This window comes from Glycomyces artemisiae (assembly GCF_003002955.1).
Classification (GTDB): Bacteria; Actinomycetota; Actinomycetes; order Mycobacteriales; family Micromonosporaceae; genus Glycomyces; species Glycomyces artemisiae.
Genome location: NZ_PVTJ01000001.1, coordinates 926,414 through 938,490, shown reverse-complemented (window position 1 = coordinate 938,490; position 12,077 = coordinate 926,414). Strand labels below are relative to the sequence as shown.

Sequence of the window (12,077 nt, the reverse complement as noted above, 5' to 3'; positions counted from 1 at the left end):
AGAGTTCAAGGTCGTTTCCTGCTTTCTGCTAGCGGAGAGCACAAAGCCCGGACCAGGGTCTAGCTGGTCCGGGCTTTCGCGTGCGGGATCGGTTGGGGCTCAGCCGGAGACGGCGAGAGCCACGGTTGTGGCGGCAAGGAGTCCGGCGGCGGCGGTGAGCGCCATTGCGGCGCGGAGCCACGCGAACTTGACCGCTTCGATGCGTTCGAGGCGCAGGGCCTCTGTGGCGGCAAGGTGGAGCTGTTCCGTCTCGCTCGCCTCGGCGAGGACGTCGAGGAGCTGCCGGGGCGTGGAGGGCCCGCGGCGCTTGGAGGTGCGCGGCCACAGGACGAGCCCGAGGAACGCGACCGCCGCGGCGGCGAGGGCGGCGGCAATCCAGCCGGTGACGGCAGCGGGGCCGGTGACGCCCGCGAAGGCCCCCGCGGCGATGGCCGCGGCGATCGAGGGCACGAGCCCGGAGGCGAGCGTCTGCGCCTTCGCATCGGCTAGGGCGGTCTGGGACCGCGCGTGCTTGGCGCGGGAAGCCAGAGCAGCAAGGACCGTGGAGGACTGGTTCATTCGCCGCCGTCCTCGGCGTCCTCGTCGGCGTTGAAGCGTTCGTCCCAGTCGCCGGGGTATTCGCTGATCGAGAGGATGTCGGCGGCGATCTTGGGCCAGTCCGGCGGCCAGGGCCGGTCCTCGGTGCCCGGGTGGAGTTCGGGGTGCAGGTCGTAGCCTTCGGGGAAGACGGTGACGCGGTAGGTGTCGCCGTGACCGCTGTAGTGCGCCTGGACGTACTGGGTGCCGTCCTCTTCGAACATGGCGAGGATGTTGTAGTCCTGTTCGAGTCGGCCGCCCTTGTGCCGGATCCAGTCGCCGACGTACTGCACGAAGTAGGAGTCCCCGGTCAGGTTCACGTAGTGGTTCATGATGGTTGCTCCGCTACCGCTGGTAGGGGGTCGGGTCGGCGGCGGCGAGGCGGGTGATCCGCTCGACAACGGTCGTGGCGAGTTCGTCGGTCCACACCGTGCCGTCCGGGTAGGTGAGACCGGAGGCGTCGATGTAGTGGCGGCGGGCCTTGAAGTACAGGTCGAGGCTGTGCCCGGACCCGACCGGCTCGATCCACACTTCGACCGTCCACGGGTCATCGGTGGGGCCCTGGACGGCCGCCCAGTCGATGAGGTCGGCGGTCGCGTCCTCGATCCTGGAGCGCAGGGCGTCATTGTCGAGGGCGGCGGCCATGCCGCGGAGCTTCGGGGCCTTGCGGTGCTTGCCGGGGGTCGAGGACTGCGGGAGCCGCGGCGTGGTCGAGGAAGGCGGGGAGCCGTGGAAGTGGGCGGTGGAGCCTTGGCCCATCGCGCCGATGGTGACCGGCCCGGCCGGATTGACCGCGCCAATGGTGACGTTCCCGTCGCCGCTGAAGTGGAACTTCGACATCAGGTGTCCTTTCTAGGGTCAGGGCCGGGCAGGAGCGGTGGAATGCTCCCGCCCGGCGGTCGGGTCTACGCCGGGGCGTGTGCGGCGGCGTAGTACTTCGCGGCCTGCTCAGCCATGGGGGCGGGCAGGGCGATCAGGGCCTGGACGTCGGCGGCGGTGATGGACCGTCCGGCGGCGGCGAGCTCGGCGGCGCGGGACTCGACGGCGTGCGCGATCGGTGCGGGGAGCTTCGGGCGCGGCAGGTGCGCCGGGGGCGTCGGCTCCGGCGTCCGGGGCGCGACCGGCGGCAGGGCCGGGGAGACCGGCGCCGGAGCCCGGTCGAAGTCCTCGGCGAAGTCGGCGACGGTGACCGGCGGGGAAAGGGCCGGCGTCGTCACTGCCGGGGCGTCTTTCGCCTGGTCGGCCTCGCGTGCGGCCTCCTCGGCGGCGAGGTGCGCGGCGATCTCGGCGAGGATCTTCGCTCGCGCGCGCCCGAACCGGTCTTGCACCACGGGCATGACCTCGGCGAGGCAGAACACGAGCGCCGGGAAGATGATGTGCAGGACGACCTCCACGACCGCCCCGCCGATCGAGGAGAGCACGTTCATCACCAGCGTGGACAGCAGCAGCGCCCACTTCGTGATCGAGACCCACCGGGATTCGATGCGGATGCCGCGGATGAGCATCGCCGCCTCCCACCGGAGCACAGTGATGAGCATCCCGGCGAGAGCGGGCTCGACCGCCCAGGCGCCCCACCACATCGGATCGGTGATCGAGGCGCCGTGGGCGATGAACCGCTGGACGCCGACCGTGGTGTAGGCCAGACCGACCGACAGGAAGAACCACAGCGCGCCGGTGATCGAGCCCCTGAGCGCGTCCAGTTCCACGACCTTCAGGTACGGGTCGTCGGCGATGGCGTGGACCTGCCGGGCGACCCCGAGCCGCTTGCGCAGCTTCGCGACCTTCTTGGCCTCCTCCTCCGTGTCGGGCGTCTGCTTGACGCTCTGTTTCGTTGCAGCCATGGCGGTTTCCTCCTCTCTAGGCCGCGTCGGGGACGAGGCGCAGGTGCGGGGCGGATTCGGCGTCCCGGCCCGCGGTCACGTACTCGACCAGGGCGCGGATGTCCTCGTCGGTGGCGTAGGCGGCGCGGACGCGGATCGGGGTGCGGGTGCGTTCGGCGACCTTGAAGCCGATGCCCGCGGTCTCGGGGATGTTCGGGATCTCGTCGGCGATGGCCCCGCGGCGGCGCATCTCGTCGCCGAGCGCCATATCCGCGTGTGCCGCCGAAGTCGTGCGCAGGCACACCCGCAGCGTGAACAGCTCGCGGCAGGACACGACATCCTTGGTGGGCTCCTGGACGAAGCCCCACATGGCGTGTCCCGTGGCGAGGCCCTGCGAGCCGATCAGGTCCATGCCGGAGCGGATGGTGCGGATCGAGGTGCGGTCGTCGGCCGCGCCGGACCCGTAGGCGAGCATCGCGCCGATCTCGTCGGCGACCAGGATGTTCAACGGCGTCTCAACCGAGGGCGTGAACTTCCGCAGGCCCGCCTCCTGGAGGCGCTTCTGCATCGCCTGCTGATCCTCCAGGAACTCCTTGACGACCTCGGCGGACTCGGCGACGCCGGACCCGTACCGGTAGGCCAGGCCCTTGCCCATCGCAAGTTCGGTCTGCTTCGGGTCGCACATCCACACCCGGACGACGCCGGAGCGGATCAGCGGCGCCAGCCCCCACAGGGCCGCCCAGGTGATGGAGTTCTTCCCCGACCGGGAGGCCCCGACGACAAGGAAGTGGTTGCCCAAGACCGACTCGCACCAGGCCGCGCCGTACTCGTCGATGCCCAGGAACACCGAGCCCAAGTCCACCTCACTCTCGGTCTGCGGCAGCGGGGGCAAGTCGATGGTGCACGTGAACGGCTCGGTGCGCTGCACGATGAGCGCGACCACCTGCGGCTTGACCTTCTCGATCGCGACCCGTTCGGCGTTGAAGGCCACGGCGAGAGCGTCGAGGGCATCGGTCCACTGCTTGTGCGTCTGCCCCTTCAGGAGCTTCACGAAGATGGTTTCGACGTGCCGTGAATGCACCTGGACCTTGAGCACCCGGGGAATCAGGATGTCGCCGTTGCCGGGGTGGGAGCGGGAGAGCCCGCATTCGCGCATGTTCCGCCGCCAGCCCAGGCCCATGTAGTTCCAGGAGAGCCAGCGACGGCGCGCATCGCGGACCCGCGGGGCGGCGTACCGGTCGTAGGACTCCGGGTGCACCCGCGCCCACGTGACCGTTCCTGCGACTCCGGCGACCAGGGCCGCGCCGGTCATCTCCGGGGCGGTCGCGGCGGCGATGCCGAGGCCGGTCGCGGCGGTGGTAAGGATCGGGTGGTGGAGCGCCCAAGCGGCGGCCTTCCACTCCCGACCGGTCTTGCGTTTGGTGTTCATAGTGTTTTCAGGCATGACAATGACCTCCCGCCTAGTGGCGTGATTGGTTGAGCGGCTTAGTGATTGGTGTGTTTCGGCGGATGCGACCGCTCCCCAACGCCCCCGTGCGGGTTGGGGAGGATCGGACCGGCCGAAGCAGGTCTAGCGGTGCCCGGCGGTCTCGGTGAGCAGGACCATGAAGTGGGCGGCGTCGCGGGCGGCGTTCTCGTGTGCCCGCTTGAAGCCCATTTCCTTGTCCGGCATCCCCACCATGGCCTCGCGGAGCGTCCGCATCGCGACGTCCATCGATTCCACGACGTTCTCGACGTTGCGCCTGGTCAGTTCCATCCGTGCGTGTCCTTTCAGTACGTTGTCGGGTCTAGGACCATTCCCAGGCTTTGAGCTTCGCTTCGTGCTTGCGGCCCTTGGCGACCAGCGAGTTCAGCGAGGCGGTGAGGTCTTCGGCGGCGTCCTTCAGCTCCTCGGGCTCGACCACGGCGTAGCCGGTCGGGCGCTCGGTCTCGTAGGCGTCGGTGTACGCCTTCACGATCCGGTCGGCGTCTTCGAGCACGGTCCCGAGCGAGGCCAGGGCCGCCATGAAGTTGGCGTACTTCTGCTGTGAGCGTTCGTTGATCTTGAACCAGTCGATCCGTTCCACGCGGTAGTTCTCCTTTCGTGCGCGGGGGTTTGGCCTGACGGCCACGCAGCCCCACCGGCCCCCGTAGGCGGTGGAGAAGCGAAGTGGTCAGGAAGCATGACGCCCCAAGCGGTTAGAGCGTCCAGTAGCGGAAGAAACGGCGCGCCGCGAAGCGCAGCAGGACCACGTTCAGCCCCAGGGACGCGGCCAGGACCAGCCACACCCACCAGAAATCACCCATCGTTGATGTCACCTCCTTTCTGTTCGTTGATGGCCGCTAGGGCCGGAAGTCGGCCCGCAGGCCGTCGATGCCGAGCATGTCTCTGTAAGGCAGGTAGCCCCAGATCGTGAACCGGCAGCGGAAGACCGTGCAATCGGTCCACACGACGTCATCCATGCCGAGTTCGGCGTAGACCTGCCCACCGCCAGCCCACCGCGCCCACTCCAGGACCCCGGCGTGAACCTGGTGGTCGAAGCGGCCTTCGATCCGCGTGCCCGACCACTGCCACTGGTCCGGGACCAACATCCCCGAACACTGCGCGTCGAAGAAGTCGTTCAGCTCCTCGGTGGCGAAGTCGTCGCCGACACTGGCAATGCGGTGCGCGGCCCTGGTGATGATCGCTTCAAGTTGCGCCTGCGGCGGGTCGTACCAGCCGTCGCGGTGCATTTCCGCTTCGATCCGGCACGCCTCATCGAGGTCCCACGGAACCTGTTGGGCCGCAGTCACATCGACCACCCCTGAACGAGCTTCGACATGCCGCGAACCTCGTCGTCGCGGACGTAGCCCCAGACGGTGAACCGCTGCCCGAACTTCAGGCAGTCGGCCTGGAGCTTCGACTCCCCGGGCCCGCCGGGTTCGGCCTCTACCGTCCCGTCGCCGAGGACTTCGGCCCACTCGCGGACCCCGTAGGCGACCATGACCGTCAGGAACCCGCGAGGGCACCCGTAGGTCCATCGCCACTCCCACGGCAGCGGGAGCCCGGGGCACTCGCGGTGGAAGAAGTCGTTGAGCTGGTGCGTGGCGAACTCATCAGTCGCCTGTCGGCCGGGGCGGTTGCGCTCCATCTTGATCAGGCTCGCCATGCGCGACTCGGCATCGGCCCACGCTCGGACCTCGCGCGCTTCGTTGCTGTAGAGGGTCTGTCCCATTCCTTTCCTCTCGGTTACTCGACTGCCCACGCGGGGCAGATGCGGAAATGGCGGCGGGCCTCGCTCTCGTCGGCGACGCAGCGGACCCGGATGAGATGGCCGCGAACCGACGCATCGGCCCACAGCTCGACTTCCGGCGGCGGACCGAAGTCCGAGGCCGGTTCGATGTCGAGGACCGCGCACCAGTCGGCGAAGTCCTCTAGCGCCCGGTAGCCCTGGAAGACTCCGGCGAGGCCGGTGCGGGTGGCGATCCACCGCGGTTGCACGGTCCCGGCAGGCAGCACCTCAGCGAGGGCCTGCCGGAACAGTGCGTCAACCTCGTCGGGATTGCGGCCCGCGGCGATGCGTGCAACCTCGGCGGTTGTTACCGCCATCGTTCGTCCTCAGCCTCGCGAAGGCGCCGGTCGTACTCAAGGTCAACGCCGCGGTGCTCGCAGTGCTCCAGCACCATGCGCGCGGCACCGCCCACCGAGATCCGGGGCAGCTCGCCGCGGTCGGCGCACCGCTCGCACAGGGTGAGGCAGATGACGCCGATATCGGTGTCGGCCTCATAGACCGCGAGGTCTTCCCGCGATGAGCACGTAGCGCACTCGCCATCCGGCGGGCAATCCCGAGTCCCATAACTCATGTGCGTTCACCGTCCCTTCGGTGATCCGCGTACCGGCTGTCGATACGCACAAACCCCCACGGCGGCAACACATGCCGGTGAGTCCATGAGGGAATGAGCCCTATCGAGCCGGGGCTAGTCGTACTGGCGCAGCGCCGCCGCGTTCCGCTCCGGGTCCTCGAAGTAGAGGTCGAAGCGGACCTTCATCTCCGCGACGACGACCCACACGACGAGGTTCGTGTAACCCTCGCTGTTGGTGTACTTCTCGACGTCGGACCGGAACGCGTACGACAGGGCCTCGATATCCCGGACGCTCTCCAGGCCCTCGACCCACGTGCCGAACACGAACATCGTGTTCGTCATCTCGACCCCGAACAGCACGATCCCGTCGGGCATCCGCGGGGCCAAGTGCTCCAGGAGAGCCGTCTCCAGCTCCTCCACTGAGGTCTTGAGATCCTGCCGCATCGCCGCGATCTCCTCGACCGACTTCGGATTACTCACATTGATTCACCTACCCTTTCGGGGAAACCCGCACATCGACGTTCGACGTGCACAAACCTCCACGGAGATGCGTCTCCTTCCTTGCGCCCGTGGAGGAATGAACCCGGCGACCGCGACACGAGGTGTCTATTGCGGACGGCGAGTCAGCCCGGAAAAAGGCAAGCTCAAACACCCTGTTGAATTCAGTGACAACTCACCAGCGAAGGCACCCGCACGACATCCCGTCTGCGCGAATGACACCTCACCGGCCCAGTGCCCTTGCCGGACTCAAACCGGCCGCCCCGTCAAGACCCGGGGGAAGGGCCACCAAGCAGCGCCAGCCGCTAGCTCTTGGGCGCAGGAACCAGGCCCTCAGCCTGGAACTTCTGCGAGACGAAGGTCTTGTTCTTCTCGTTCGTGAACTCCGAGACGGAGACGGTGGGACGGTCGAGCTGGATATACGTGCCCTCGTCGAACTCCTGGTCCGGCTCGCGGGTGAACTCGACCTTGATCTCTTCACCCTTGAGTCGCTTACCGAACGCGGACTTCTGGAGCGGCTTCGCAAAGACGCTCACGACGAAGATCGACTCCTTCGTGTCGAACGTCGTCGCGACCGTGGTCTGACCGTCCTTCTCGAAGGTCTTCAGCTCGGGAGCCTCGGTGACCATGAGCGAGTAGCCAGACAGGTTGATCGGGAGCTTCTGAAGCATTGAGATACCTCTTTCCGTTTGGCTCAGGAATCGCGCCCGTCGCGATCCCCATGAACACCGAGATCCGCTCAGAGTTCAGAGGGCTCAACACGAAGTTGAGGGCCATAAACCAAGTAAACCACGCGGCCATGAAGTCGTCAAGCCCCCTCAACAAAAATCTTCAGGGCTATCAACCAGGAGGACAGAAAGTGGTCATCTAGCTGCGGAAACATCACATTATGTCTCGAGAGGCAGCCTCGTTTAGGGGCCTTAAATCGGGTACACTGAATCCATGACCATCAACTTTGAGGTTCCAGCAGTTGCTCAAGCACTACGCGAGATCGAGGACCCACTAGAGCGGACCAAGGCTGCTCACGCCGCAGTTGAGCAGCTCCAGGATGAGGTGACCAAGGTTCTTCATGTCAGGCGCGATGGTCTCGATACATTGATTGAAGGCGGGATGCGTGCCAGTGACGTTGCAGATGCCCTTGGTGTCTCGAAATCTCGCATTTCCCAGCTCCGATCCCAGGGTGCGAAGCCGGAGCGAGCGTTCCTCGGTTCCGGATCACTGACCATCGCAATTGGCACCAAGCCCGAGCACGGACGCCGGGACACCGCCGCAAAGTACGTGGTCTCAACCGAATCCATGAACGCATCTCGCATCCTTGCGGAGACTGCGCGCGTGCTGGGACTTGACGCCGTGAATGAAGAGGTTCCGCCGCCAGGACTGGTCAACCTCAACCGACCCAACCTCATCGTCCTGACCGCGCCCCGAGTGCTGCCCTTCCTGGAACAAGTTCTAGCTGCGGACTCACATCTCGGCTTCAAGGAAGACGAACGAGGTTGGTACCTCACCGACAAGACGGTCGGAGTCGAATACCGATCCCCCAGTGACAAGGGCATCAACCAGGATTACGGGTACATCGGCCGACTTCCCCGACCAGACGGCAACGGCACCTTCCTCTACGTCGCCGGTATTCACTCTGAAGGAACCCTCGGTGCCGCAGAATGGCTCTCTGACAACGTAAGCAAGCTGTATCGGCAGCTCAAGACGAAGCGCTTTTCAGTTCTCGTGTCTGTAGATTTCGAGAAGAAGGACGGCAAGTCCGCGAAGATCATGAAGGTAGAGCGGATGAGTCAGGTCTACGAGCAGGGTGGAGCCTGAGATGAGGGTTGAGGGATACACGAGTCCGGGCACGTCGGAGAAGCCCAACGAGGACTACTTTCTGGTCGATCCGACCACAGTCATCCTGCTCGACGGCGCGACCGCGCGAACAGAGACAGGATGTATCCACGGGGCGGCTTGGTTTGCCACCCAACTCGGTAATACCCTCAAAACTCATATTCGTCCTGATACCGCCCTCAAGGAAGCTCTGAGGGTCGCTATCGGGTCGGTTGCCGATCTTCACCGTGGCACATGCGACTTGACACATCCAGGCACACCAAGCGCGGCAGTTGCGATCGTTAGTTTCGGCCCAAAGGAGATGCGTTGGCTGCTGCTCGGTGACGCCACTATTCTCGTCCAGACGAAGCAAGAAACCATTGTTACCAGCGATCAACGCGGCAGGTTCCCTGTGCCCCAGGAGCAACAAGAAGCTGATCGGTATCCAATTGGTGATCCTCGCAAAGCTGTTGCACTGCAATCAATGAAGCGTGCTGAACTCGCAACTCGCAACACCCCGGAGGGTTTCTGGGTTGCGGCCGCCGATAGTTCAATCGCTGAACAGGCATTGACTGGCTCAGTCCCGACAACCGCAATCGAAGCTCTCGCAGTCATGAGTGATGGAGCTGCCCGCGCCGTAGAACTCTTCCACCTGCTTGGCTGGGAGGAGTTCGCCAAGGTTGCGTTCGGAGACGGGCCGCAATCCATCATTGAGACCGTCCGCGAAGCCGAGAAAGCAGACCCAATTGGCGAGCGTTGGCCCCGCAACAAGACATCTGACGACGCAACTCTTGTCGTGTACAGGTCTAGCAAACCAGTGTCGTTAACCTGCGAAAATGTCGTGGATCGCGTTCCGTATTCGATTCATCGTCGCACCCGCCACCAACCCAATCGGTTCGCCGGACACTCCCAGTTGAGTCAACCGGCCAATGTCCGCGGTGCCACTCAACGGATCAGCCTCCGACAAGGCCACCAGGTAGGGCGGTGCGTCAACGGCGCCGTGCCGGACCGGAACCACCCAGGGGATTGCGACGGCGTTATGGGCATCGGAGCTGACCACGAGGACCCTGTAACGGTGGCCCCGAAGCGTGTGGTCGTAGAACTCTCCCTGCCTTACCACTCAGCACCGGCCAGGCGGTCCGCCGCGTCATTCTCGGCATCCCAGGCCGCCATATCGGTGCCCTCAGCCTCGAACTCTGCGTACCGCCGGGCAGCAGCCTCGAATGTCGCCGAGCGGATCGTCCGCGCCACCCAGGCCGACATGCTCATTCCCGCCGAAGCGGCCTGCTCTTTCGCCATATCGATGATCGCCGTATCCAGCGAAACCGTGACGTTTCCTGTAGTCATACCAGTGATGATACTCGTGACCTTCCCCTCGTCGCCAGATGCAGCCTCTTCCAGTGCAGCACTCCCCATCGATCCCGATGCAGCCGAAGCGCACCGGTTCAAACTTTCTATACGTCATCAAGGGCGCGCTGCGCGCGCCTGGCGCGCGCCGCTCGCCCAGGGCGTGCGGCCTTCGGCCGGTCCCTGTGCGGCGGCGGGCGCCAGCGAGGCGGACCAGGCGCGCGAACCGGCGACCATCGCAACGACTACGAGCAGGGTGGGCGCAGGGGCGCCAGGGCAGCGACAGCGGGATCGTGGGGAGCGTCAAGTACTTCGAACATGGGTACGTATTGGTTGCGCGAGACTCCGGCTCCGCTCCGAGCAAGGCCGACACGAACGGCGTCCGGGCCCGTTGGATCACGGCCGTGGCGGTCAGCGTCATCGCTGTAAGATCGGGTCGGGCATCTTGCCGCCGCAAGCGTCGGCTACGGCAAGGTGGCGACGCCGTTGGACCTCGCTTAGAACCATAGTGGACGGTCGAGCCAAGAGCCAATCCAAGAGCCGTAGGTGCGGACAACAGCGGCTAACATGGGACCCGAACGGTACGGCCGCAAAGCCGCTGACCAGCTCATCAACGGCCGTACCAGGCATCCGAAACGGGCCGATTGCGCTTCACACGCGAGGGGTCACTGGTTCGATCCCAGTATCGACCACCGGCAATAAAGCCCCGGCCTATGAGCCGGAGCTTTGGCGTAGGTGCCAATCTCGCGCTGCCCCTTAGCGGGGGCCACCGGATTCCGCCGCGAGGCGCAGGCCCGTGACCTCTTGCGGTTCTATGGCGATGACCATGTCCAGCGGGAGTTTCATCCAGGACTGGACTTGGAGCCCGAGCTGCGCCGCGTGCGGCCCGCGGGAGACATCGGCGGCGGTGCCGGCGACGAGCACGCTCCAGCCCGTCCGGGTGCCCGGATCGATCTGGTCGGCCTGGTAGGCGACTTGCACGTCCGCTTGACGCCGCACCGCTCGTCCGAGCGCCGAAGTGTGCCGTGTGAAGACGACGATCCGGCCGTCGAGCAGGACGTGGTTCACCGGTCTGACGGTCGGAACGCCGTCGGCGAGGAAGGCGACGCGCCCGAACTCGGCGCGGTCGAGCAGGCCGAGTGCGGCCTCCGGGTCCAGTTCCTCTGGGACTCGCTTGTTCTCCACCGCTTCCCCTTCGAGACGAGTTGGAGGCTCCGGACCCACGCAGAGGGAGCCTTCGCCGCTGCAACGGGTGGCCGACCGTTCTCGTGATTCGACCGTACCAAGGTTCCCGGCGGCAGGCCTTCGAACGTGAAAGCGCCTGCCGCGCGCCACCGGGCCGCTCAGTCGTGGGCGACGGCGGTGATGAGGCCGAGGCCGACGCTGATGCGGTCGGCGGCCTCCACGGCGTCCTCGGTGAGGCGGTCGATGCCGTGCTCGCGCAGGAGGGACAGGCGCCCCGAGATCGAGATGGCCGCGACCACGCCGCCTTCGGGTCCGCGGATCGGCGCGGCCGTCCCGAGCCGGCCGAGGGCCAGTTCCTGGTCCTCGACGGCGGCGCCGGCCTGCCGCACCCGTTCGAGTTCCCGGGTGAGCGCCTCCTGCGTGGCGATCGTGGCGGCGGTGTAGACCGGCAGCTCGCCGAGCAGCTCGCGGCGCTCGTCCTCGGTGGTGTCCAGCAGGAGGCATTTGCCGAGCGCGGAGGCGTGCAGCGGCTGGCTCATCCCGATCATGGTGTGGCTCTTGGGGGCGTGGCGGCCCTCGAAGTGGCACAGGTAGATGAGCCGGTTGCCGTCGCGGACGGCGACGTTGGCGCTGAAGCCGGTCCGGTTCGCCAGTTCCTCCGCGATGGCGCGCGACTCTCGGTGCACCGGGTTCTGGTTGAGGCCCTCGCTGGCGAGCCGGAGCACGGTGGTGCCGATCGTGTACCCGGGCATGTCGCCGACTTTCGCGACGTAGCCGAGCTCGTCCAGCGTCGCCAGGAGCCGGGCGGTCGTGGACGGTCCCAGCCCGGTGGCCCGAGCGATGTCGGACGCGCGCATCGGGCCGGTCGTGGACGCGCCGATGACCGCGAGCACCGAAGCGGCGCGGCCGAACCCCTGTTGCACCTCAGCGGGCATGGTTACCTCCCGGCGACAGCTTAGGGCCTGCCTTGCGGGCCAGGGCGGTCGGTGCCCGGCGCGGCGGCGGGACCGCGCCGCG

The 12,077-nt window shown here is 66.3% G+C and carries 16 protein-coding genes and 1 pseudogene; 2 read left to right on the top strand and 15 right to left on the bottom strand.

Translation table 11 applies throughout. The features are described 5' to 3' along the window. Positions 1-99: 99 nt before the first annotated feature. From B0I28_RS04470 to B0I28_RS04410, 12 genes are all read right to left on the bottom strand, one after another. Positions 100-558 carry a Pycsar system effector family protein gene (locus B0I28_RS04470; protein ID WP_106362568.1) on the bottom strand — a complete coding sequence of 153 codons (459 nt, stop codon included), beginning with the start codon at positions 556-558 and terminating at the stop codon, positions 100-102. Further along, positions 555-908, bottom strand: coding sequence for a hypothetical protein (locus B0I28_RS04465; RefSeq protein WP_106362567.1), 354 nt, complete (start codon positions 906-908; stop codon positions 555-557). Before B0I28_RS04465 ends, B0I28_RS04470 begins: the two co-directional genes overlap by 4 nt. A 13-nt stretch (positions 909-921) precedes the next feature. Then, positions 922-1,416: a hypothetical protein gene (locus tag B0I28_RS04460; protein WP_106362566.1), complete on the bottom strand. Its 495-nt coding sequence runs from the start codon at positions 1,414-1,416 to the stop codon at positions 922-924. Between the two features lie 65 nt (positions 1,417-1,481). Continuing rightward, positions 1,482-2,417, bottom strand: a complete 936-nt coding sequence (locus B0I28_RS04455) for a hypothetical protein (RefSeq protein ID WP_106362565.1) — start codon at positions 2,415-2,417, stop codon at positions 1,482-1,484. Between the two features lie 16 nt (positions 2,418-2,433). Then, on the bottom strand, positions 2,434-3,840 hold the full coding sequence (locus B0I28_RS04450) for an FtsK/SpoIIIE domain-containing protein (RefSeq protein WP_219926540.1): 1,407 nt from the start codon (positions 3,838-3,840) through the stop codon (positions 2,434-2,436). A gap of 126 nt (positions 3,841-3,966) precedes the next feature. Next, on the bottom strand, positions 3,967-4,152 hold the full coding sequence (locus tag B0I28_RS04445) for a hypothetical protein (protein WP_106362563.1): 186 nt from the start codon (positions 4,150-4,152) through the stop codon (positions 3,967-3,969). Positions 4,153-4,183: 31 nt separating this feature from the next. Then, positions 4,184-4,462 carry a hypothetical protein gene (locus B0I28_RS04440; protein ID WP_106362562.1) on the bottom strand — a complete coding sequence of 93 codons (279 nt, stop codon included), beginning with the start codon at positions 4,460-4,462 and terminating at the stop codon, positions 4,184-4,186. A gap of 256 nt (positions 4,463-4,718) precedes the next feature. Further along, entirely contained in the window at positions 4,719-5,177 is a 459-nt protein-coding gene (locus B0I28_RS04435) for a hypothetical protein (protein WP_106362561.1), read from the bottom strand. After that, entirely contained in the window at positions 5,165-5,590 is a 426-nt protein-coding gene (locus B0I28_RS04430; RefSeq protein WP_106362560.1) for a hypothetical protein, read from the bottom strand. Before B0I28_RS04430 ends, B0I28_RS04435 begins: the two co-directional genes overlap by 13 nt. A gap of 14 nt (positions 5,591-5,604) precedes the next feature. Beyond that, positions 5,605-5,964 (bottom strand): hypothetical protein, encoded by a 360-nt coding sequence (locus B0I28_RS04425; RefSeq protein ID WP_106362559.1) that lies wholly within the window; start codon positions 5,962-5,964, stop codon positions 5,605-5,607. 368 nt (positions 5,965-6,332) lie between these two features. Continuing rightward, the gene (locus B0I28_RS04415; protein ID WP_146147962.1) at positions 6,333-6,698 is read right to left on the bottom strand and encodes a hypothetical protein; all 366 of its coding nucleotides are present in this window, start codon (positions 6,696-6,698) and stop codon (positions 6,333-6,335) included. 323 nt (positions 6,699-7,021) lie between these two features. Continuing rightward, the gene (locus B0I28_RS04410; protein ID WP_106362556.1) at positions 7,022-7,387 is read right to left on the bottom strand and encodes a hypothetical protein; all 366 of its coding nucleotides are present in this window, start codon (positions 7,385-7,387) and stop codon (positions 7,022-7,024) included. Positions 7,388-7,658: 271 nt separating this feature from the next. Between B0I28_RS04410 and B0I28_RS04405 the strand changes: the two genes are divergently transcribed. Then, positions 7,659-8,531, top strand: a complete 873-nt coding sequence (locus B0I28_RS04405; protein WP_106362555.1) for a transcriptional regulator — start codon at positions 7,659-7,661, stop codon at positions 8,529-8,531. Position 8,532: 1 nt separating this feature from the next. Continuing rightward, positions 8,533-9,156: pseudogene (locus B0I28_RS28595) on the top strand (protein phosphatase 2C domain-containing protein); the annotation flags it as partial. A gap of 485 nt (positions 9,157-9,641) precedes the next feature. Here the strand turns inward: B0I28_RS28595 and B0I28_RS27790 are convergent. From B0I28_RS27790 to B0I28_RS04390, 3 genes are all read right to left on the bottom strand, one after another. Further along, positions 9,642-9,875: a hypothetical protein gene (locus B0I28_RS27790; protein ID WP_245888866.1), complete on the bottom strand. Its 234-nt coding sequence runs from the start codon at positions 9,873-9,875 to the stop codon at positions 9,642-9,644. Between the two features lie 756 nt (positions 9,876-10,631). Continuing rightward, positions 10,632-11,060 carry a pyridoxamine 5'-phosphate oxidase family protein gene (locus B0I28_RS04395; RefSeq protein ID WP_106362554.1) on the bottom strand — a complete coding sequence of 143 codons (429 nt, stop codon included), beginning with the start codon at positions 11,058-11,060 and terminating at the stop codon, positions 10,632-10,634. A gap of 158 nt (positions 11,061-11,218) precedes the next feature. Beyond that, positions 11,219-11,995 (bottom strand): IclR family transcriptional regulator, encoded by a 777-nt coding sequence (locus B0I28_RS04390; RefSeq protein WP_106362553.1) that lies wholly within the window; start codon positions 11,993-11,995, stop codon positions 11,219-11,221. Positions 11,996-12,077: the final 82 nt, after the last annotated feature.

Excerpts from the sequence above, each read along its gene's own strand:
- B0I28_RS04470 (WP_106362568.1), bottom strand. The coding sequence starts at position 558 with ATGAACCAGTCCTCCACGGTCCTTGCTGCTCTGGCTTCCCGCGCCAAG.
- B0I28_RS04465 (WP_106362567.1), bottom strand. The coding sequence starts at position 908 with ATGAACCACTACGTGAACCTGACCGGGGACTCCTACTTCGTGCAGTAC.
- B0I28_RS04460 (WP_106362566.1), bottom strand. The coding sequence starts at position 1,416 with ATGTCGAAGTTCCACTTCAGCGGCGACGGGAACGTCACCATTGGCGCG.
- B0I28_RS04455 (WP_106362565.1), bottom strand. The coding sequence starts at position 2,417 with ATGGCTGCAACGAAACAGAGCGTCAAGCAGACGCCCGACACGGAGGAG.
- B0I28_RS04450 (WP_219926540.1), bottom strand. The coding sequence starts at position 3,840 with ATGCCTGAAAACACTATGAACACCAAACGCAAGACCGGTCGGGAGTGG.
- B0I28_RS04445 (WP_106362563.1), bottom strand. The coding sequence starts at position 4,152 with ATGGAACTGACCAGGCGCAACGTCGAGAACGTCGTGGAATCGATGGAC.
- B0I28_RS04430 (WP_106362560.1), bottom strand. The coding sequence starts at position 5,590 with ATGGGACAGACCCTCTACAGCAACGAAGCGCGCGAGGTCCGAGCGTGG.
- B0I28_RS04425 (WP_106362559.1), bottom strand. The coding sequence starts at position 5,964 with ATGGCGGTAACAACCGCCGAGGTTGCACGCATCGCCGCGGGCCGCAAT.
- B0I28_RS04410 (WP_106362556.1), bottom strand. The coding sequence starts at position 7,387 with ATGCTTCAGAAGCTCCCGATCAACCTGTCTGGCTACTCGCTCATGGTC.
- B0I28_RS04405 (WP_106362555.1), top strand. The coding sequence starts at position 7,659 with ATGACCATCAACTTTGAGGTTCCAGCAGTTGCTCAAGCACTACGCGAG.
- B0I28_RS27790 (WP_245888866.1), bottom strand. The coding sequence starts at position 9,875 with ATGACTACAGGAAACGTCACGGTTTCGCTGGATACGGCGATCATCGAT.
- B0I28_RS04390 (WP_106362553.1), bottom strand. The coding sequence starts at position 11,995 with ATGCCCGCTGAGGTGCAACAGGGGTTCGGCCGCGCCGCTTCGGTGCTC.